The 21,608-nt window shown below is 63.1% G+C and carries 14 protein-coding genes; 9 read left to right on the top strand and 5 right to left on the bottom strand.

The annotated features are described in order from the left end of the window. The first annotated feature begins 93 nt into the window (after positions 1 to 93). The 5 genes from CEJ42_RS03595 (at position 94) to CEJ42_RS03575 (ending at position 4,289) form a co-directional block, all read left to right on the top strand. Positions 94 to 579, top strand: a complete 486-nt coding sequence (locus tag CEJ42_RS03595; RefSeq protein ID WP_079215465.1) for a GNAT family N-acetyltransferase — start codon at positions 94 to 96, stop codon at positions 577 to 579. Beyond that, positions 576 to 1,211: an FMN-dependent NADH-azoreductase gene (locus CEJ42_RS03590; RefSeq protein ID WP_079215464.1), complete on the top strand. Its 636-nt coding sequence runs from the start codon at positions 576 to 578 to the stop codon at positions 1,209 to 1,211. Before CEJ42_RS03595 ends, CEJ42_RS03590 begins: the two co-directional genes overlap by 4 nt. Positions 1,212 to 1,385: 174 nt before the next feature. After that, positions 1,386 to 1,841, top strand: coding sequence for an Hsp20 family protein (locus CEJ42_RS03585; RefSeq protein WP_079215463.1), 456 nt, complete (start codon positions 1,386 to 1,388; stop codon positions 1,839 to 1,841). A gap of 693 nt (positions 1,842 to 2,534) precedes the next feature. Next, positions 2,535 to 3,740, top strand: a complete 1,206-nt coding sequence (locus CEJ42_RS03580) for an MFS transporter (protein WP_243397765.1) — start codon at positions 2,535 to 2,537, stop codon at positions 3,738 to 3,740. 180 nt (positions 3,741 to 3,920) lie between these two features. Further along, the gene (locus tag CEJ42_RS03575; RefSeq protein ID WP_079215461.1) at positions 3,921 to 4,289 is read left to right on the top strand and encodes an Hpt domain-containing protein; all 369 of its coding nucleotides are present in this window, start codon (positions 3,921 to 3,923) and stop codon (positions 4,287 to 4,289) included. 141 nt (positions 4,290 to 4,430) lie between these two features. Here the strand turns inward: CEJ42_RS03575 and CEJ42_RS03570 are convergent, their stop codons facing one another. Then, positions 4,431 to 5,069: a carboxymuconolactone decarboxylase family protein gene (locus tag CEJ42_RS03570; protein ID WP_088750034.1), complete on the bottom strand. Its 639-nt coding sequence runs from the start codon at positions 5,067 to 5,069 to the stop codon at positions 4,431 to 4,433. A 45-nt stretch (positions 5,070 to 5,114) separates the two neighbouring features. Then, positions 5,115 to 5,528 carry a (R)-mandelonitrile lyase gene (locus CEJ42_RS03565; RefSeq protein ID WP_088750033.1) on the bottom strand — a complete coding sequence of 138 codons (414 nt, stop codon included), beginning with the start codon at positions 5,526 to 5,528 and terminating at the stop codon, positions 5,115 to 5,117. Between the two features lie 99 nt (positions 5,529 to 5,627). Here CEJ42_RS03565 and CEJ42_RS03560 point away from each other — a divergent pair, with 99 nt between their 5' ends. Continuing rightward, positions 5,628 to 6,518, top strand: a complete 891-nt coding sequence (locus CEJ42_RS03560; RefSeq protein ID WP_088750032.1) for a LysR family transcriptional regulator — start codon at positions 5,628 to 5,630, stop codon at positions 6,516 to 6,518. 101 nt (positions 6,519 to 6,619) lie between these two features. Here the strand turns inward: CEJ42_RS03560 and CEJ42_RS03555 are convergent, their stop codons facing one another. Further along, entirely contained in the window at positions 6,620 to 8,341 is a 1,722-nt protein-coding gene (locus tag CEJ42_RS03555) for a ShlB/FhaC/HecB family hemolysin secretion/activation protein (RefSeq protein ID WP_243397764.1), read from the bottom strand. A 246-nt stretch (positions 8,342 to 8,587) separates the two neighbouring features. Here CEJ42_RS03555 and CEJ42_RS03550 point away from each other — a divergent pair, with 246 nt between their 5' ends. The 3 genes from CEJ42_RS03550 to CEJ42_RS24405 all read left to right on the top strand — a co-directional run bounded on the left by CEJ42_RS03550 (position 8,588) and on the right by CEJ42_RS24405 (position 18,132). Beyond that, on the top strand, positions 8,588 to 16,531 hold the full coding sequence (locus CEJ42_RS03550; protein WP_165774376.1) for a hemagglutinin repeat-containing protein: 7,944 nt from the start codon (positions 8,588 to 8,590) through the stop codon (positions 16,529 to 16,531). Between the two features lie 2 nt (positions 16,532 to 16,533). After that, positions 16,534 to 16,950, top strand: coding sequence for a hypothetical protein (locus tag CEJ42_RS03545; protein ID WP_088750029.1), 417 nt, complete (start codon positions 16,534 to 16,536; stop codon positions 16,948 to 16,950). Between the two features lie 663 nt (positions 16,951 to 17,613). Further along, positions 17,614 to 18,132 (top strand): hypothetical protein, encoded by a 519-nt coding sequence (locus tag CEJ42_RS24405; protein ID WP_129587665.1) that lies wholly within the window; start codon positions 17,614 to 17,616, stop codon positions 18,130 to 18,132. A 206-nt stretch (positions 18,133 to 18,338) separates the two neighbouring features. Here CEJ42_RS24405 and parC read toward each other — a convergent pair whose 3' ends face one another. Both parC and CEJ42_RS03535 read right to left on the bottom strand, forming a co-directional pair. Further along, entirely contained in the window at positions 18,339 to 20,654 is a 2,316-nt protein-coding gene (gene parC, locus CEJ42_RS03540; RefSeq protein ID WP_088750028.1) for a DNA topoisomerase IV subunit A, read from the bottom strand. Between the two features lie 43 nt (positions 20,655 to 20,697). After that, the gene (locus CEJ42_RS03535) at positions 20,698 to 21,603 is read right to left on the bottom strand and encodes a lytic transglycosylase domain-containing protein (RefSeq protein WP_088750218.1); all 906 of its coding nucleotides are present in this window, start codon (positions 21,601 to 21,603) and stop codon (positions 20,698 to 20,700) included. Between the last annotated feature and the right edge of the window lie 5 nt (positions 21,604 to 21,608).

The raw sequence follows: 21,608 nt of genomic DNA, 5'->3' as shown, positions 1-21,608 counted from the left end.
CCAGTCCAAATGTCATTTCTTGGCTCTGCCGATTATGCCATCCGAAAATTAAGATGGCAGGGTCAACAACGTCCATGAATGAGAAGGAGTGTCATGAGTAATCGCCTGCTGGAACTCACAGGAAAACAATGGCGCATCGCCGACGCGGCGCTGCGCCACGCCGACCGCGATGCCGACAAGCGCGCCTGCTATGCCGTCATGCAGGAGCTGCGCCCGCATCTGGCGAGCGAGGATGAATTCATGCAGCGCATCGCCCGCGCCGCCGACGAAAGCTACCGCATCCTGGCGGCATGGGACGAGGGCAGGGTAGTGGCGCTGGCCGGCTACCGCTTCCAGGAAAACCTGGTCTACGGGAAGTTCCTCTACGTCGACGACCTGGTGTCGGCCGAAGGCCAGCGCGGCAAGCGCTGGGGCGAACGCCTGTTGAAGGCGCTCGAGGCGGTGGCGCAGGAAGCCGGCGTGGCGCGCCTGGTGCTGGACACCGGCATGGCCAACGCGATGGCGCAGCGCTTCTATTTCCGCCAGGGCCTGCTGACCGGCGCCCTGCGTTTCGGCAAGGCGATCGGAGGCGCGGCATGAAGATCCTGCACATCTCGGCCAGCCCGCGCAAGGAAGCCTCCAACGCATGGTGGCTGTCGCAGCAGATCGTCGGCCATCTGGCGGGCCGCTCGGGCGCCGCCGCGGTCACCGTGCGCGACCTGTATGCCGACCCGATCGCGCACGTCGACAGCGAGTATGCCGACGCGCTCGGCTCGCCCGTCTATGCCGGCGACGAGAGCACCGCCGGCGGCGCGCTGGCCCTGTCGGAGCAGCTGATCCGCGAGCTGGAGGCCAGCGAGGCGGTGGTGATCGGCACGCCCATGCACAACTACACGGTGCCCTCCACGCTCAAGGCATGGATCGACCATGTGGTGCGCGTGCGCCGCACCTTCGCCATCACGCCCGACGGCAAGGCCGGTTTGCTGCGCGACCGGCCGGTGTATGTGGGCATCGTGTCGGGCGGGCGGTTTTCCGGCCCGGGCGCGCGCCAGGCGGACTTCCTCACGCCTTACCTGAAGGTGGCGTTGGCGACCATCGGCCTGCACGACCTGCGCTTCTACAGCATGGAAGGCCTGGCCATGGGCGCCGATATGGTGAGATCGGAGCGCGAGCGTGTATCCATGGTGCTGGAGACCGCTTTTTCAAGGGCTTTATCTGAGCAGGCGCGCTAAAAAACGCGGAACTTTTCACGCGGGAAAGAGGAGATGACCGGCGGCCGAGGCTGCCGGTTTTTTTTTTGAAAAAAATCTCTTGAAAAGAAAAACGCCTGTCCCTAGATCGGTAACAGCAGATGCTCAAACGCGAGGTCTGCGAACAAATCATCGCTTACTTTGAAAGGATATTTTATGCGTAGCTTCGACTTCTCCCCCTTGTACCGTACCGCTATCGGCTTCGATCGCCTGGCCCAGATGTTCGACAATGCCCAGCGCGCTGATCAGCCGAGCTATCCGCCGTACAACATCGAGCTGGTGGCCGAAGACAAATACCGGATCACGATGGCTGTGGCAGGCTTCGCCCGCAGCGAGATCGAGATCGAAACCGAGAACGAAACCCTGAAGATTACCGGCCGCAAGCAGAAGGAAGACAAGCAGGTCAACTTCCTGCACCGCGGCATCGCCGCCCGCGATTTCGAGCAGCGCTTCCAGCTGGCCAACCATATCAAGGTGACCGGCGCGAGCATCGAAAACGGCTTGCTCAACATCGAGCTGGTGCGCGAGATCCCGGAAGCGCTGAAGCCCCGCAAGATCGAGATCGGCGCCTTCGACGACAACGTGCAACGCCTGGAACGCGCCGCAGCCTGAACCGATGTCCGGCGGGCTGCCGCACCGTAGTAGCAGAGCAGTAGCAATGGAAGTAGAAGTGGCTGTACCTGTTGTAGATGTAGCAGAGCATCACAGGCAGTAGAAGCAAAGCTGTACCGAAGCTGTAGCAACGGAAGTAGCAGTAGAAACAGCAGCAGAAGCAGAAGTTGATGTAGCAATGGCAGTGAAGAAAGCCCGCGTAAGCGGGCTTTCTTTTTGCCGGCGCCCGGGCGGAGCAGGCACCGCCCGGAGGTGCGCGCGCGGTCAAGGTTGCGGTATCGATAGACGGTATGCGCCGGCGGTGATGACGATCGCGTGGCAAGCCCGCGCAATCTCTGTATAATCGCCGCAAATATTTCCGGATCCCGGTCCGACGCGGGCAGGGCGCACCGGAAATACGTAAGCGTTCACGTCAACCAACGCGTCCCCCGGCACCGCAGCCAAGCGCGACCACGTTCGCCCGCGGTGCCACAGACGCTATGGTGAAAACTTGAAACGACTGTTCCGGCCGGCGCACTTGTGCGCGCATGCAGGCCACTCCACTCCCTCCTATTCGCAACCGAACTCCGGCAACGCCATCGCGACCGCCGCGGCAATTGATTGCGTCCATTTCTTCTATTCCTTCCATTCCTTGCGCCAGCCGTCGTCCATCGCGGCGCCGGTGAGCATCCGGGCGCGAGGCTGATCATGACGATGAACATTCAAACCGAGCTGCAAGGACGTTCCGCCGCCCGCAACCTGTTGCCGCTGGTGGCGATCGTGTTTTCGGGCTTCCTCTCCATCGGCATCCCGCTGCCGGCCTTGCCGCTGCATGTGAACGGGACGCTGGGCTACAACGCCGCCGTGGTGGGCTGGATCATCGGCATCCAGTCCTTCGCCACCATCTTCACGCGCAAGTTCGCCGGCTCCTATTGCGATCGCCACGGGCCCAAGCAATCGGTGTCGCTGGGGCTGCCGCTGGCCTCTTGCGCCGGGTTGCTCTACCTGGCCTCGACCCGGATCGCCGACCCGCTGTCCAGCATCGCCGTGCTGACCTTGGGACGCCTGCTGATGGGGCCTGCCGAGAGCCTGTTCCTGACCGGCACCATGACCTGGGGCATCGGCCGCGTGGGCGTGGCCAAGACCGGCAAGGTGATGGCATGGCAGGGGATCGCCATGTTTGCCGCGCTGGGCCTGGGCGGCCCGCTCGGGATAGCGATCCAGCAGCGCTTCGGCTTCGCCGGCGTCGCCTGGACCACGATCGTGCTGCCGCTGGTGGGTTTCGCCGTGGCGCGCACGTTGACGGCGCTGGCGGTGACGCGCGGGCATGCGCAGGGCTTGTCCTTTACCGGCGCGCTGGCGCTGATCTGGCGCTTCGGCCTGGCGCTGGCGTTGGCGGCGATGCCGTTCGCCATCCTCACCAGCTTCCTGGTGCTGCTGTATGGCAGCTACGGCTGGCTGGGCGCCGGTTACGCCATCCTCGGTTTCTCGGCCGGCTATATCGGCGTGCGCCTGTTCTTCGCGCACTTGCCCGACAAGATCGGCGGCGCCAGGGTAGGCGCGGTGTCGGTGGCCATCGAGTTGTGCGGCCAGCTGCTGCTGTGGCTGGCGCATGACCCGATGGCGGCGCTGGCGGGATCGGTGCTGACCGGCATCGGCTTCTCGCTGGTGTTCCCGTCCATGGGCGTGCAGGCCATGGCGCGCGTGCCGGCGCATTCGCGCGGCATCGCGGTGGCTTGTTTCATGGCCTTCATCGACGTCGCCTCGGGCCTGACCGGCCCTGTGGTGGGCGTGGTGATCGGCTGGTATGGCTATCCGGCGGCTTTCCTGGCGGGAGCACTTGCCTGTGTGGCATCACTGGCGGTCATGTGGTCCGGCTCGCGCAGCGACAGCGGCAGCGCGACTGTGGCGCAAGGCTGAACTATTTCCGTCCGGAACGTGACTTTTCATTGACGCCGGTTACGTGCTTGGTTACGTTACAGTCAATGTCGCAAAAAAAACGGCGCAGGCGGTCGAACCCCTGCGCCGCATCGGCGTCAAATAGGCGTTGGTGAAAATGCAATGCTTGCGTATATTGCGTTGGCCAAAGGGAGGAAACGCATGAACGACAACCCATACCAGCACATCAATCCCGAGCCGCTGCTGGAAGCCATGGGCGGCGACGCCGCCGCTTGCCGCCACATGTTCGGCACTTTCGCAAAGAGCGCCCCGGCCACCTTCGGCCGCCTCGAACAAGCCATCACCGCCGACGACGCCCAGCAGGTCAAGCGCGAGGCGCACAGCCTCAAGAGCATGACCGCACTGGTCGGCGCCGGTCCGCTGACCGAACAATTGAAAGCCATCGAGCAACTTTCCAAGGCCGAGCCGCCGCAAAGCGCGCAGCCGCAGCTGGCTGAGTTGAAGCAACTGTTCACGGCGGTTGCCGCCGAGGTAAGCCACTACGTGGAGCACGCCGGGGTGGTGCACTGATTCATGCGCGCCAAAGCGGCGTCGAAACAACAAGGGATTGCAAGCCTGGCTTGCAATCCCTTTTTCATTGACGGCTTCACATCTCCTGGACGGCTGATGCGATCAGCGTCCGTCACACAAGCTGCCGCGCCTGCGTCATCTTCACGGTGACTGCAGGCGATCGATCGCGTCACCGGCGCGGCGGCCGGCGGCGGCATCCACTTCCTTGCCGAGGATCGCTGCCGCCTGCCGCAGCTGCGGCGCCGTCAGCCCGACGTTCATGCTGATGCGGATGTGCGCCGACAACTGCGCTTCGGTTCCCGTCATCGCCGACAGCGCGCTCACGGTCGCCAGCTCCCGGCTACGCCAATCCAGGTTGTCGCGCGAGAAAATGTCGCCGAACAGATGGGCCTTGAGGAAGAAGTCGATGGCCGGCGCGAAATCGAACAACAGTCCCTTGACCGGGGCGCCGCTCAGGCGGGTCTGGTTGGCAGTGCCTGCGGCGAGCAGCTCGTCGCCGGTCGGAGCGGGGCCGGGCTCGGCACCGGGTGCGTCGTCGATTCCCTGTTGCTTGCGCTCGCTCACTACCTTCATCAATTCGCCCAGGGCATTGAGACTGCGCGGAAAACCGGCATAGGCGTACATCTGCACCAGGGTTTCCTTGGTTTCACTGACAGTGAGGCCGGCGTCCAGGGCGCGCCTGAGCGCGGGACCGAGCCGGGCAAGATCGCCCGTGGCGGCAAATGCCGCCACGGGGACCAGCGCCTGTTGTCTTGCGGAGAGAGTCTGTTCTTCGGTCATCGTTGTTCCTTGTTCCTTGTTCCTTGTTGTGCATGGGCCGCCTGTTCAGTCGGTGACGACCGGGCCGGACAGGTACTGCTCGTCGGTCACGTGCTCCAGCCATTCCACGTTCTTGCCCTCGAGCATCTCGGTGATGGCGACATGTGACATGGCGGTCTTGTCGGTCGCGCCGTGCCAGTGTCGTCGGCGGCATGGACACCAGACGACGTCGCCCGCGCGGATTTCCATACGGGGGCCGCCTTCGCATTGGGTCCAGCCCACGCCGTGGGTCACCACCAGCGTCTGTCCGAGGGGATGGGTATGCCACGCGGTGCGGGCGCCGGGTTCGAAGGTCACGATGGCGCCGCCGCTGCGCGCCGGCTCCTCGGCCTGGAAGAAGCTGTCGATGCGTACCGAACCGGTGAAATAGTCGGAGGGGCCCTTGACGGAGGGCTGGCTGCCATTGCGGGCGATTTTCATAGCGAGGTCCTTTGCTCAGTGGATGCACCGATTGTAGGAAGCGGACTATTTGTGCGGTAGGGGGTTAAATCCGCATGCGCTTGTGCATACAATTCACCAATGAAGAGCGAAAACTGGAATGACCTGCAGGCCTTCGTCGTGGTCGCGCGAGAACGCAGTTTCACGCGCGCCGCCGCGCAGCTGGGGATGTCGCGCTCCGCGCTCAGCCACGCCATGCTGGGCCTGGAGGCGCGCCTGGGCATCCGCCTGCTGACCAGGACCACGCGCAGCGTGTCGACCACCGAAGCCGGCGAGCGCCTGCTGGCGACCCTGGCGCCCCGTTTCAGCGAGATCTCCGCCGAGATCGAGGCGCTCACCGCGCTGCGGGACAAGCCCGCGGGCGTGGTGCGCATCACCGCCCACGACCATGCGATCGTCACCGTCCTGTGGCCCAAGCTGCTTCCCATGCTGCACGCCAATCCCGATGTGCAGGTGGAGTTCAGCATCGACTATGGTCTGGTCAATATCGTGGCCCAGAATTTTGATGCCGGCGTGCGCACCGGCAACCTGGTCGAAAAAGACATGGTCGCCGTGCCGATCGCGCCGCCGCTGCGCATGGCGGTAGTCGGCTCGCCGGCCTACATGGCCAACCGCAGGGCGCCGTCGCACCCGCGCGAATTGACCGAGCATCGTTGCATCAACCTGCGCTTGCCGACCTTAGGCGGCCTCTACGCATGGGATTTCGCGCGTGACGCACAGGAACTCAACGTCCGGGTGCAGGGGCAGGCGGTGTTCAACAACACCTTCCTGATGCTGCAGGCGGCGCTGGACGGCATCGGCCTGGCCTATGTGCCGCATGACCTGGTGGCGCCGCATGTGGACGCAGGGAGATTGATTGCCGTGCTGGAGGACTGGTGGCCGAGTTTTCCGGGCTACCACCTGTATTACGCAAGCCGCCAGAAATCGCCGGCGCTCGCGCTGGTGGTCAACGCGCTGAAGCTGGCTTCCTGAGGCCCGTTCCCGGCCGGGGCGCGCGCCAGGTCCTTGCCACATGCCGCATCAGGATTGTTTGGAGCGGCCGTCAGATCCGGCCGAAATGCCCGCATCGCCAATCAGAACATCCAGGACACGCTGAAGCCACCGGTCACCCGCGCCGTCGTGAAATTGTCCGGTCGCGCCAAAGGCGTAGCCAGGAACGCGTCGTAAGACATTTTGTACAGCGCACCGCGCAAGCCGACGGCCGCGCCGGTCAGCCGGCGGCCCGTGAGGAATTGCGCGCTGGGGCCGGAGACTTGTCCCGTGTCCACGCCGGCATAGAGCTCCTGGCCGCTTTGGCCCAGGGCCACCGCCAGTTCATTGCGAACGAACCAGCCGCGCTCCGCCTGCAGCGTCAGGTCGCCGTCAAATCCCCTTACCGTATAGCGCCCGCCGATGGAGAACTGGTCCTGCGGCGGCAACGCGCCCCGGTTCCATTGAGCGCGCGCGACGCCTGCATAGCGCAGCTTCGCAGGTCCCCACTGGAAGGGCGCATTCAGCGATGCGTCTGCCAGCCACAGGCCATAGCGCGTGGCGATTTGCGGCAGGTCGAATTCGCTGGCCGGCTCAGGGCCCTGGCGATCGAGCGAGCGGCGATAGGCCAGCGTGGCGTCGATGGTCGTTTCACCGATGAAGCGGCGATGGTTGATGCCGCCCTCCCACGCTGTGGTGCGCCGCTGCTGCGGGCCGATCTCAGCGCCGTCGATGGCATTGTAGGCGGTGCGCAGCAAGCCCTTGGCCTGCACCGTGGTCTTGCTCGCGCTGTCGCGATGGATGATGCGCGAGAGCTTGAGCTCGGTGGTTTCAGAGCGGCCGCTGTAGACGAAATTCTCGAACGCGCCGGCGACCGTCTGGTGGTACTTGCTGCCCGACATGGTGGCGGAGAACAGCCAGTAACCGAACGGCAGCGAGTAGTGCAGCGTGTAGCCGTTGCTGCCTTCGTCGCCGTAGTGGCCCAGGCTGCGGTTGAGGCTGACGTAGAACAGATCGTTGAGCGTCCACCAATTGTCGTACGCCAGGGTCAACCCCGCCTGGTACTTGCCGGTGGCGCGTGAACCGCCGTCGTCCAGTGTCGCGGTCAGGCGGAACGGGAACTCCTGGCGGTACTGGATCACCAGGTCGCTGTCACCCGCCTGCGCCCCCTCGTCCTCGGACGGCGTGATCTGGATATCGGCTTGCGCGGTCGGCACGCGCTTGAAGTTTTCCAGGCCTTGCTCGATGGCGCGCAGGTTGAGGATGTCACCCCGCGAGACCGGCAGCGCATTGGCGGCGGTGCCGCGCGGATCGGCGCCGGGGGCAAAGCGTATGTTGCGCACGCGGCCGGGAATGACGGTCAGGGTCAGCCTGCCCGTAGCCAGGTCCTGCGGCATCGCGAGGATGCGGGTGGTGGTGTAGCCGCGGGCGATCACCGCATTCTGTACGCGTGCCAGGACCGTGTTGATGCCCTTGCTGCCGAGGCAGCGGCCGACGGCGCCGTCGGTACCGTTCACGCTATCCAACGCAAACCGGAATTCGCCGGCGGCATTGCCCTCCAGTGTGATCGAATCGATCCTGCGGCATGGTTGCTCTTCATCGGGGAAGGGCAGCGGCGCGTCCGTGCCGGATGCCGGCGCGCCCAGCGTGACGTCGGGACGTTGCTCCTGTTGCTGGCGCAAGACGCGCTCGCGTTCGCGTTGCAGCTGTTCCTGGTTGGCGGCGGTTTGGGAGAAGACGGCTGTGCATGGGAAGGCAAGCGCGAGCAGCAACGCCAGGTGCAGGGGAGGAAAACGAGGAGGCATTTCAGGTTGTCGTTCCGACATGCAGCGAGTGCAAAACCGGAAAAATGGATTATCAAAAAGAAAATTGTGTTGTGAAAATCAGTGATTAATTATTTTTTACTTAACATCTAATTACCATTTCACGAGAATTTTTGCACATGCCGCTTAACATAAATTAACATCTTGCCCCTTGGCAAGCTAATTCTTGCCGTACGGCATGTCCGCCGCCATCGGATGGGGTCCGAGGCGCAATGCCAACTTGAAAACAAGAATCCAAAGGGGCATCACTTGAATCGTCTGCGCTACAAGGTCGTCTTCAATCGGCGCCGTGGCGAGCCTATGGCCGTCGCGGAAAACGCATCCACGCCGGGAGCGGCACGTTCATCTCCGTGCGCCGCAACCGGTGGCACATCGTTGCCGGCATTGCGCTTTTGCCTGCTGGCGGTGGTGATGGCCACCGCATTCCAGACAGTCGCGCATGCGCAGATCTACAGCGACCGCAATGCCCCGCGCAGCCAGCAGCCTACGGTGCTGTCCTCGGGCAATGGCGTGCCGGTGGTGAACATCCAGACCCCCAACACGGCCGGCGTGTCGGTGAACTCCTATCGGCAATTCGACGTCGGCGCCAACGGCGCCATCCTCAACAATGCCCGCGCCGCCACGCAGACCCAGCTGGGCGGCTATGTGCAGGCCAATCCGTGGCTGGCCACCGGGGCGGCGCGTGTGATCGTCAATCAGGTCAACTCAGCCAACCCCAGCTACCTGCGCGGATACGTGGAAGTCGCCGGCCAGCGTGCGCAGGTGGTGATCGCCAATGCGGCCGGCATCACCTGCTCGGGTTGCGGCTTCATCAACGCCAATCGCATCACGCTGACGACCGGCACGCCGGTGATCGCCGGCGGCAGCCTCGAGGCCTACCGGGTGGCAGGCGGGGTAGTGACGGTAGATGGCGCGGGCCTGGACGCGAGCGGCGCCGACTACGCCGACATCATCGCGCGCGCCGTGCGCATCAACGCCGGCGTGTGGGCGCAGGATCTCAAGGTGTCGGCGGGGCTCAACACCGTCAACGCAGATCACAGCCAGGTCGTGGCGGGCGTCGCGCCATCCGATGCGGCGCCGGGCGTGGCGATTGATGTGGCGCAGCTGGGCGGCATGTATGCGCGCCACATCTACCTGGCCTCGACCGAACATGGCGTGGGGGTGCGCAATGCCGGCACCGTCGGCGCGGCAGCCGGCGACGCGGTGCTGACGGCCGAGGGCCGCCTGGAAAACAGCGGCAGCATCGGCGCGACCGGTACGTTGACGGTGCGCGCGACCGACACCGTGCAAAACACCGGCACGATGGGCGCCGACAGTGACGTGGCCATCAAGGCCGGCACCCTGGAAAATCGCGGCACGCTCAGTTCGTCGCAGGCCTCCCTCAACGTGACGACCGATGCCCTGGTGACCAATCGCGGCCGGATCGAAGCGGCAAGGGCGCTGGCCCTGAGCAGTTCCGGACTGGACAACGCCGGCGCCTCGATCTCCGCCACCGACGTGAGCATCGATACCCGGGCGCGGACCATCGGCAATGCGCAGGGCAGCATCGTGGCGCAAAACGCGCTGATCGTATCGGGCGGCAGCCTGAACAACGACGGCGGCTTGCTGCAGGCATTGGGAAGCGTCAGCATCGATGCCAATGGGCAGGCGATCAGCAACATCAATTCCGGATCCGCCCGGGGCATCCTCTCCCAGGGTGCGCTGACGATGAAGGCGGGCGCGCTGATCAATCGCAACGGCTACGTCAGCGCCGCCGGTGACCTCGGCCTGACGGCAACCAGCGTCGACAACGACGCCGGCGTCATCGGATCGACTGCGAGCGCAGGCGTGAACGCATCCAGGCTCAGCAACAGCGGCGGAACCCTGCAGGCCAGAACGGCGCTGGACATCAACGTCGCCGGCGGCACGGCCGACAACTCAAACGGGGTGCTGAGGTCCGACGGAGCCGTGACGGTGCAGGCCGCGACGCTGCGCAATGACAGCACCCAGGGACAGGGGCTCGGCATCGAGGGTGCTTCTGTGGCCATCACGGCGCAGGACGTTTCCAATCGCCAGGGGGCGATGCGCACCGACACCTCGCTTGCCCTCAACTCGGGCGGCAGCGTCGACAACACTTCCGGGTTGCTGTCGTCGGCGGGCACAGTCGCGGTCAGCGACGCGCAGGCGGTGAAAACGCTGGCCGTGAGCAACGAGGGCGGCACCCTCATCGCGGGACGGCAGGTGAGCATGACGGCCGCAACCCTGTCCGGAAACGGCAAGGTCGTGAGCCAGCAGGATCTGGCGATCGATCTCTCCGGATCCGTCACCAACACCGGCCAGATCGCCGCCACCGGCGACGCCACGGTGAATGTCGGCGGCACGTTCGCCAATGCCGGCAAGCTCGCTGCCGGCGGTACGCTGGCGCTGACCGCCGCGACCGTCGACAACCAGGCCAACGGCTCCCTGGTTGCCAATACGCTCAAGCTGAAGGCGACCGACGTCCACACCTTCATCAACCGCGGCCTGATCGACGGCGCCAACACCGTCATCGAAAGCAGCACCGTCAACAACATCGGCACCGGCCGCATCTATGGCGACAACGTGGCCATCGGCGCGGACGTGCTCAACAACACCGCCGAGACCGTCAACGGCGTCACCACCGCCGCCGTCATCGCGGCGCGCAACCGGCTCGATATCGGCGCAGGGGTGATCAACAACAGCGAGCACGCGCTGATCTATTCGGCCGGCGACATGGCCATCGGCGGCGCGCTGGATGCGTCGAAGAAAGCCACCGGCATGGCGGGCGAGCTCAATAACAGCAGCGCCACGGTCAACGCCGACGGCAACCTGAGCATCGCCGCCGCCACCATCAACAACACCAATGCGCACCTGCAGACCACCGACCAGACCGGGCCGGGCAACCGCATCGTCACCTACCGTCTCAACGGCTCGTCCAACCTGATCGACGGCAACAGCGCGCGGCTGGTCAACCTGGGCTCGGGGCAAGTGGTCGGCCCGACCAACTGGCGCGACATGGGGGATGAGGACAACTTCAGGCTGGTCTTGCCGTCGAGCGACTATCCGGTTGAGCGTTACGGTCCGCCGTTCGACTACTCGCGCGGCATGAAATACGGCGACAACGCCATCGCGCCGGCCTATGTGCCCGGCTGGATGGACGGCACGCCAGGCAGCGAACAAGGGGTGACTTTTTATCCGGAAATTATCAACTACGGCGTAGGCGACAGGATCTGGGCGGTGATGGGCGTGACGCCGCCGCAGGATCCGGGCCCGAGCCCGGGCGGAGAGCCGCAGCCGACCCAAATGTGCTGGGAGTCTTGCAACACCATCACGCCTGATCCGGCGGTCTACGCCGCCTGGCAAGCCGCCTATGCCGTCTGGAAACCCAAGCAGGACGCGTTTATAGCCGCGCTGCAGGTCCTCAACGGCAGAATCGACGCGTTCAACAACAACGTGCGCGGCCGCTCGGCCCGCGAATGGACCATCTACGACGGCACCGAGCAGATCACCCGCACCGTGGTCACCCGGAGCGATCCGGGCATGATCACCTCCGGCGGCAACATGAACCTGAACGCCGGCGCGGTGAACAACTACGCCAGCCAGATCATCGCCGGCGGCACGGTGGCCGGCAACAGCGTCAACGGCACCGCAATCAACAACACCGGCCCGCTGGGCGTGCAAAGCGTGACCTCGAGCGGCTCGGCCAGCTACACCTACATCAAGAGCCACGCCTTTAGCGCCGACGACCGCCGCTACGACGACGCGCCTTATCAGTCGCAGACCATTGTCACCAATTTCCAGCTGGATATCACGCCCACCAATGGCGCGGCGCCTTCACGCAGCAGTTCGGTGCGGGCTGTCGCCACGCCGGTCTCGGGCGCTTCCGGACAGGCCGCGCCCGCCATGAGCATGCGTACCGCCAATCTCAACCTGAGCTTGCCCAACAACGCGCTGTACCGCATCAATACCACGCCGGGCAACAGCCCGCTGGTCGAGACCGATCCGCAATTCGCCAACTACCGCAGCTGGCTGTCGTCGGACTTCATGCTCAACCAGCTGCAGAGCACGCCCGACAGCACCGTCAAGAAACTCGGCGACGGCTTCTACGAGCAACAACTGGTGCAGCAGCAGATCCAGCAGGCCATCGGCCAGCGCTACCTGGCCGGCTACAGCAACAACGAAGCGCAATACATGGCGCTGATGAACGCCGGCGTGCAACAGGCGCAGGCCTTCAACTACACGGTCGGCGTGGCGCTGACCGACGCCCAGATCGCGCAGCTGACCTCGGACATCGTCTGGATGGTCAAGCAGACCGTGACGCTGGCCGACGGCAGCACGCAGGAGGTATTGGTTCCGCAGGTCTACCTGCGCTCCACCAGCGTGCAGGTGACCGGCCAGGGCACGCTGATCGCCGGCAACAACGTGGCCTTCCAGACCGCGCAGGACATCGTCAACAGCGGCGGCACGATTGCCGCGCGCCAGAACGTCTCGCTGGCGGCGGACAACATCCAGAACCTGGGCGGCCGCATCTCGGGCGCCAATACGGTGCTCTCAGCGGCCACCGACATCAACAACCTGGGCGGCGCCATCGACGGCAGCGACGCCGTGGTGCTGGCCGCCAACCGCGACATCAACATCAACAGTACCCGCGTGGAGACCGCCAATGCCGTCACCACCGGCGCCAACATCAGCCAGGTCGCCAGCGTCACCGGCAAGAACCTGACGATCGCGGCCGGGCGCGACCTGGTCGCCAACGCCGCCGTGATCGGCGCCACCGGCGACGCCGCCTTGTCGGCCGGGCGCGACGTCAATCTCGGCACGGTCAACCAGGGCTACCGCCAGGAGATCAACTGGGCCAGAGACAGCGGCGCCTCCAACTGGGTCGGCGCGCTGACCGGCCCCAACTTCGTCGACGAGTCCAACGGCGCGCACGGCACCCGCGAGAGCGGCGTGAACCGCGCCACCCTGACGGCCAGCCAGGACGTAGGCACCCAGGTCAACGGCAACAACGTCAACATCACCGCAGGCCGCGACCTGAACGCCCAGGGCACGCAGGTGGTGGCGCAAGCCGCGCTGGCCGCCACTGCCGGCCGTGACCTCAACATCGGCACCGCCAACGAGTCGGCCAGCGCGCGCGACCAGCACCAGCACAGCAGCAGCGGCATCCTCTCCGGCTCGACCACCCAGACCGACGACGCCAGCAGCTACAGCAACCAGATCGGCAGCACCTTCTCGGGCAACACCACGGTGTTGGCGGCGGGGCGCAACGCCAACATCACCGGCAGCGACGTGGTGTCCACCCAGGGCACGCAAGTCACGGCAGGCAACGACATCAACATTATTGCCGCCACCGACGCCAGCAGCGAATCGCACTACCGCAAGGAGACGACCTCGGGCGTCTTCAGCGGCGGCGGCCTGGGCGTGACGGTGGGCAGCAAGATGCAGAGCTCCAACTACACGCGCAACAGCACGACGGCGAGCGCGGCTACGGTGGGGGCGACGGATGGCAACGTAACGCTGGTCGCGGGTAACCAATACAACCAGGTCGGCAGCGATGTACTGGCTCCGCGTGGCGACATCGACATCGCGGCCAAAGCGGTGAACATCGTCGCGGCAGCGGAAGCCGTCAAGACCGTCACGGAAGAAAAATACAAGATGAGCGGCGTGACGGTTGCCGTCACCAGCCCGATCATTTCTGCATTGCAGACGGTGCAGCAGATGGGCGAAGCCGCCGGCAAAACCAAGGACGGGCGCATGAAGGCGCTCGCGGCGGCGACGGCAGGCATGTCGCTGTACGACGCCGCTCAGGGCGCGCAGGCTGCCGCCGCCAATCCCAAGTCGGCAGGCTTCGGCTTGAGCATCACCGCCGGCGGCAGCGAGAACGGCAGCACCACCGAACAGAACAGCGTGATGCAGAAGGGCTCCACGGTCGGCTCGGGCGGAAACACCAGCATTCGGGCCACCGGCGATGGCGTCAACAGCAACATCACGATCCAGGGCAGCGACATCACGGCCGGCGGCAACCTAGCGCTGAAGGCCGACAATGACATCAACCTGTTGGCCGCACAGAATGTGGACGAACAGCATAGCTCGCGATCATCGTCTTCCTATGGCGTTGGCCTGGCGATCCAGTTCGGGCAGGGCGGCGCGGCCTTCGGCTTCACCGCCAATGCCGCAGGCAGCCGTGGCAACAGCGATGGCAAGGATGTGGCCAACACGTTGACTCATCTGAAGGCTGGCGGCCAAGCGAGCCTGGATTCCGGTCGCGACACGAACCTCACCGGCGCCACGGTGGAGGGAAATCAGGTGGTGGCCAACGTCGGCCGCGACCTGAACATCGCCAGCGTGCAAGACACCAGCACCTTCGCCAGCAAGGACCAGAACCTGGGCGGCAGCATGACGATAGGCGCCGGTTTCTCCGGCAGCGTCAGCGCCGGCCAGAGCAAGGTCAACGCCGACTACGCCAGCGTCGGCGAGCAATCCGGGATCAGCGCCGGCGACGGCGGCTTCCAGGTCAACGTCAAGGGCAACACCGACCTCAAGGGCGCCAAGATCGCGAGCACCGACAAGGCGGTGGAAGACGGCAAGAACAGCCTGACCACCGGCACGCTGACAGTGAGCGAGATCGAGAACCGCAGCCAGTACAAGGCCGAGAGCCAGAGCGTGAGCGCGGGTGGCGGCAATTGGGCTGATCCGTCGCAAGGCAAGCCCGGTGGAGGTTTTGGTATCGGCAGCACCTCCGGCGATGAGCGCAGCACGACGAGAAGTGGTGTTTCCGGCGGCGCGGTGACGATCACCGATGCCAACGCTCAACAAGAAAAGGCCGGCCAGACATCCGATCAAACTATTGCTTCGCTTGACCAGGGCGTGCGTACCGGCAAAGACAGCAGCAACAGCCTGAGCAAGAACTGGAACGGGGATGAACTGCGCCAGGATGTGGAGGCGCAGGCGAAGATTACGCAGGCGTTTGGGCAGCAGGCTGCGAAAGCAATTGGCGATTATGCCGAAACCAAGAAGAAGGAGTTCCAGGAGGCCGCAAAGAAAGCCGCGCTCGACGGCGACCAGGCGTCAGCAGATAACTTGACGGCGGAAGCAGCGAAGTGGGCTGATGGAGGTGTCTATCGGGTGGCTGCACATACTGCAATTGGAGCATTGGCAGGAGGTGTTGGTGGCGCCCTGGGAGCCGCTGCAAGCGCTTCTCTTATGCCGGATATTGCGATTAAGATAAAGAAGATGGAGCTGCCAGATGCGGTGGAAAGCGCCATATCTCTGGCCGCTGCTGCCGGGCTTGGTGCTGTTGTTGGCAGTAGTGCCGGTGCTGCCAGTGCTTTTAACGTGGATTTGAACAATCGTCAGCTTCATCCTGATGAAACGGCTGCCCTGTTGCAATTGCAAAAGGGGAAGACCCTCGAGGAGAAGGCGAGGTTGGCCGATGCCGTTTGTGCAATGACGCATTGCTCGGCAGGCCTTTCTGATGACAATCCAAACAAAGCGGCCCTCGTGGAATCCGAGATGCGTGGCGCGCAAAACTTTGATGAACAAAGAAAGCTTCGGCAGACTGGATTGTTCTCTTATGGAGACAGCGATGCGTGGAAGGACCTGAGCGACCGGGCAATCGACTTCACGAAGGAACAGTTGGGATCTGCGGGGCGAGGGGCATTGAACCTCGCCGCTTTAATTCTTAGAAATGGACCAAATGCGTTGCCGTCAGACTTGCCGGGGGGAGACGCTGGCGATTTCGGCGGGCCATCTGGCACTGCAGGGGCAGTGATTACGCCTTCCATTCCTATATGCATTCCAGGTTTTGGATGTGTGTTGTCACCCTCGATCACCATTCCGTCGAACGTTTATGCTTCTACTGGCAATGGCAATCAGGGCTCTCAAGCAGGGGAATCAGAAGCGAAATCTTCTAGTTTGGATGCGCAGGAGGTACGCACTCTTGTTCGTGGAACTGGAACTCCCTTTGAGAACAAGGGAAATGCCTTCAATGTAAGTTCTGAAGAAGAGCTGATCTCGCTATTCTCCAAAATTGTAGTGGGAGCTAAAGACGTTGCTGCTAGGGGTTACGATGGCACGATGAAAGTTTTAGCGGATGGGACACGAGTCGGCTTAAGAAACGAATCAACAACAGGGGGGAAAACAATTGACGTTTTCCCTGCCCGTGGGAAAGACTACAAAGTACATATTGGGAATTGACAATGGACGATAAAGAGTACGCCTTGGAAATGATCGACGGTCTATATGAGGAGGGCGACGTAGATCTTATATTTTTTAGTCAAATAATTGGCATTGTTTCGTATGACGTTAATGATCATCCTTTTGATAAATCAGATAAAAAAAGAATGGCAGATGCTTTATTGCTATTGAGATATTTGATTTCAAATGGCGATTTTTTTGCGGGTGAAACCGTATTTCTTCCTGAGGATAAATGTGAATACCGAGCATATGGAGGGACGCTAAATGATTTTTGCGAAAGCCTAGCCATGTTTTTTGAAAAGAACGGTATTGACGACATTGAATTGAAAACGAAATTCTGGCTTAGAAAAATAAAAATAGGTAAAAAAATGGGATGCGTACCTGAAGAGATCCAGAGGCTTTTTGGCACCTTGACCTGACCTGCAACTGCAGAATCATTGGGCGGATCCTGTCGGAGGATGGATTGGAGGAAATCCAGGAACAGGTGGAACTATTCCCGATGGAAGTACATGGTTCCGTGAAGTGAAAAATGTCATGGGGGGAGAATTCACCGTGCATAACTGCTACGGGAAATCCAGTGCTGCTCAATGTGGGAATTATTGGGGAGGTACGATTCCCATTCTTCAACCAGTAAAATAAGGGGGCTAGTCAGTGACTTCAATATGGATAAGGTTGGGGATGATTGCGACAATGATGGTCGAAATGACCGGGTGTGCCGCCCAGAAGCCTTTTCAGCCGCCTCCTCATCCTGCTGAACAGTGGCACAAGCCAGGCTATCAGTTTTCAGGTGTAGTTGATGAACTTCGTGGATGTGGATGGATTCTCCCGGCGGATAGTGTCGCGATATACGGGAAAATCAACATGAATATATATGCAGAAGTTGAACAGTGCATGCAGAGAAAGGGATTCGTCTATTCAGGAAGAACTGCGCTCATCTGTAACCAAAAGTCATATACAAATCTGCCTGCATGTATTCATCGTAGTAACGTTGAGGATGCCAATATTCGTTAGGCAGTGATTGCTCTTGTTTAACGAGGAATCATCAATTGTGAGAAATTAACATCTGAATAGAAGTCAAAGAGATGAATAACTTGGCATTGCCAGTAATTGCACTACTCCTCAGTGGTTGTGCGGATCTCGGAACGCAATTCAAAGCAGCAGACGAACCCAAAGACGGAGCACGTGCACGGCTCAGAGTCGTAGCAAACATGCTTGTCAAAGCTGTGCCGGAAAAGGCGTGCATCGATTGGAGTGCGCCAGGTGCGGGCACGGTATTTGGAGGAATCTTTGGCAGCAGCGGTTATCGAGGGCGGTCACTGAACATGCCTGGAGCGCCGCGTGACGGCAAGAGCGCAGGAGAGCTTTATGTGACTGCAGATAAGCCGTTTACATTGGTATTGCTGACGACCCCCGAGGGGGTGGCGTATAACGGCAGGTTGTACCAGTGTTCGGTGTCTGGAAGCTTTGTGCCGGAAGAGAATAAGGACTATGAGGCGTCGATTTTTATTGAACCCGCTCAAAAGAGCTGTTCAATAAAGGTGGTTGAACTTGGCTCGCCATCAGTTCCTGTTCCTGTCAAAAACGCAGAAAGATGTCAGTAGTCGAGTCGGGCATGCGCTGACTGCGGTTGTTTCTGGCTACGTTTTTTGATGATGGCCACACCGGGGTTCTGGAAGTAGTTCAGTCGTCTGCATGAGCAAGCTGGATTGCTCGCGATCGCGGATGTCACAGCCAGCATCTCCGGCAGAAAACAAGAACGCCCCCAAGCTTATCGCGAGGGGGTGTTTCTTCAGGCATTGTCTGGATTTTAAACTTCCGGGCGCAACCCCACCGCCTTAACCCTGGACTCCAACACCTTCCCCTTGCGCGCCCGCTTGCCGATATGCACGCCCAGCGCCGCCGCAGACAACGACACTTCCTGCGCCTTGCCGCCGCGTCCGGTGCCGAAGATCACCACGCCCTTCTGGCTGATCGCCTGTGCGCCGAGCAGCTTTTCGTTCTTCTCCAGCTCCATCAGGTTCACGCCGCGCCCGCCCGAGGACAGGGTCTTCATTTCGTCCAGGCCGAACACCAGCAGGCGGCCGTTGCCCGAGAGGCAGGCCACGGCGCCGGCGTCGGCGGCGACGGTGCGCGGGGCCAGGGGCAGGGCACCTTCGTCCAGCGTGAAGAAGGCCTTGCCGCCCTTGACGCGGCCGAACATGTCGGAGGCTTTGGCGACGAAGCCCACGCCGGCGTCGGACGCCAGCAGCAGCGTGGTGTCGGCGGGGCCGGCGTAGTAGTGCAGGATGTTGCTGCCGCTGGCCAGTTCGACCAGCGTGGTAACGGGCACGCCGTCGCCGCGGGCGTTGGGCAGGGCGTTCACCGCAATCGTATAGACCCGGCCGTTGGAGCCGAAGGCCAGCAGGTTGTCGACCGTGCGGCACTCGAAGGCGCCGTACAGGCCGTCGCCGGCCTTGAAGGTGAATTGCGTGGCGTCATGGCCGTGGCCGGTGCGCGCGCGCACCCAGCCCTTTTGCGAAATGATCACGGTCACCGGCTCGTCGATCACCTTTTGCTCGAAGGTGGCGCGCTCGGCTTCTTCGATGATGGTGCGGCGCTCGTCGCCGAACTGCTTGGCGTCGCCTTCGATTTCCTTGATCACCAGCTTCTTCATCGACGACGGGTTGTCGAGCAGGTCCTGCAGCGTGGTCTTTTCGTTGCGCAGCTCGGCCAGTTCTTGGGCGATCTTGATCGCTTCCAGGCGCGCCAGTTGGCGCAGGCGGATTTCCAGGATGTCTTCGGCCTGGCGGTCGGAGAGCTTGAAGGCCTCGATCAGCGCCGGCTTCGGCTCGTCCGATTCGCGGATGATCCTGATGACCTTGTCGATGTTGAGCAGTACCGCTTCCCGGCCTTCCAGGATGTGGATGCGGTCGTTCACCTTCTGCATGCGGAATTGCGTGCGGCGGGTGACGGTCTCGAAGCGGAAGCTGATCCACTCCTTGAGGATGTCGGTCAGTCCCTTCTGGCGCGGGCGGCCGTCGCCGCCGATCATCACCAGGTTCAGCGAGGCGCTGGTTTCCAGCGAGGTCTGGGCCAGCAGCGTGTTCATGAACTCGGTCTGGTCCTGGTTCTTGGACTTGGGTTCGAACACCAGGCGCACCGGCGCTTCGCGGCCGGACTCGTCGCGCACCGCGTCGAGCAGGCCGAGGATGGCGGCCTTCTGCGATTGCTGTTCCGGCGTGAGCGTCTTCTTGCCCAGCTTGAGCTTGGGGTTGGTGAGCTCTTCGATTTCTTCCAGCACCTTCTGCGACGACACGCCCGGCGGCAGCTCGGTGATCACCGCCTGCCACTGGCCGCGCGCCAGGTCTTCGATCTTCCAGCGCGCGCGTACCTTCATGCTGCCGCGGCCGCTCTGGTACATCTCGGCGATGGTCGACTGCGGCGTGATGATCTGGCCGCCGCCGGGGAAGTCGGGGCCGGTGATGTGGGTCATCAGCTCGGCGTGGCTGATGTTGGGATTGCGAATCATCGCCACCGCTGCGCGCGCCACCTCACCCAGGTTGTGCGAAGGGATTTCGGTGGCCATGCCGACCGCGATGCCGGAGGCGCCGTTCAACAGCAAGAAGGGCAGGCGCGCCGGCAGCAGGCTGGGCTCTTCGGTGGAACCGTCGTAGTTGGGCTGGAACTCCACCGTGCCCATGTCGATTTCATCGAGCAGCAGCTTGGAGATAGGCGTCAGGCGCGCTTCGGTGTAGCGCATCGCCGCCGCGCCGTCGCCGTCGCGCGAGCCGAAGTTGCCCTGGCCGTCGATGAGCGGATAGCGCAGCGAGAAATCCTGCGCCATGCGCACCAGCGCGTCGTACACCGACTGGTCGCCGTGCGGGTGCAGCTTGCCCAGCACGTCGCCGACCACGGCGGCGGACTTGCGCGGCTTGGCGGCGGCGTTCAGGCCGAGCTCGTTCATCGCATACAGGATGCGGCGCTGCACCGGTTTCTGGCCGTCGGCCACGTCGGGCAGGGCGCGGCCCTTGACCACCGAGATCGCGTAGTCGAGGTAGGCGCGCTCGGCGAAAGTCGACAGCGTCAGCGAGTCGCCGTCGGGCGGCGGCGGGGTCTGGTCAAACAGGTTGGCTTGTTCGGTCATGGAGCGGTGTATTCGGTGTGTTCGGTGTATGGGGTCGAACTGGTTAATCGTGTTGATCGTTCAATGAAGCGTCGGCGCCGGCGATGGCCTGTGGCGACGGCGCTTCGGACCGGGCCGCCCCGGGCGCATGGGGCGGCAGCGTGACCTTGAGCCGTGCGCCGCGGCCGGTGGCGGCGAGCTCGGCCGGGCCCGCCGGGCGGTACAGCTGGTAGAAGCGCGACACCAGCCGCACGTAGCCCTGGGTCTCGGGATAGGGCGGGATCTTGTTGCCGTACTTCTGCACCGCGCCTTCGCCGGCGTTGTAAGAGGCGACGGCCAGCTCGGCGTGCTGCGGGAACATGGCCATCAGGTCGCGCAGGTAGCGGGCGGCCAGGCGGATGTTGATCTTCGGGTCGGTCAATTTCTGGTGCAGGGTCTTGCGGCGGTCGCCCTGCAGGCCGTAACGCTCGGCCGTGGCCGGCAGCACCTGCATCAGCCCGACCGCGCCCTTGCTCGAGACCGCGCGCGCGTTGAAGCCGGATTCAGCCGTCATCACCGCCTTGAGCAGCGAGGCGTCCACGCCGAACTCGGCGGAGGCCTGGCTGAGCAGGGCATCGTACTTGCGCGCATCGGGATGCGCCATCATGGTCTTGACGAACGGCGGATCGGCCTGGGCCGCACCGTCCTTGCCGCCCGGATGGTTCAGCAGGGCCGCGCTGCTGGCCATGAGCCGCTCGCGGTCGTCGACCCGCTCGGCGTAGAAATGCACCACGCCCTGCGCGTCGGTGTAACGGTAGACGATGCTCTTGGCGGCATCGACCTTGGGCTCGCTCTCGGCATGCGAGTGGACCACGCCGTCGGCGTCGGTGTAGTTGAGCATGCGCTGGGCCTGCGCCGCAGGCAGGCACAGCAGCAGGCCCGCACCCAGCATCAGCAGGGTGCGGGCCGGCATGCCGGGCTTGCCGGTCATGGGCG

Source organism: Herbaspirillum robiniae (genome assembly GCF_002213415.1).
Classification (GTDB): Bacteria; Pseudomonadota; Gammaproteobacteria; order Burkholderiales; family Burkholderiaceae_D; genus Herbaspirillum; species Herbaspirillum robiniae.
The sequence above is the reverse complement of the archived record's forward strand: the minus strand, read 5'-3'. Positions and strand labels throughout refer to the sequence as shown.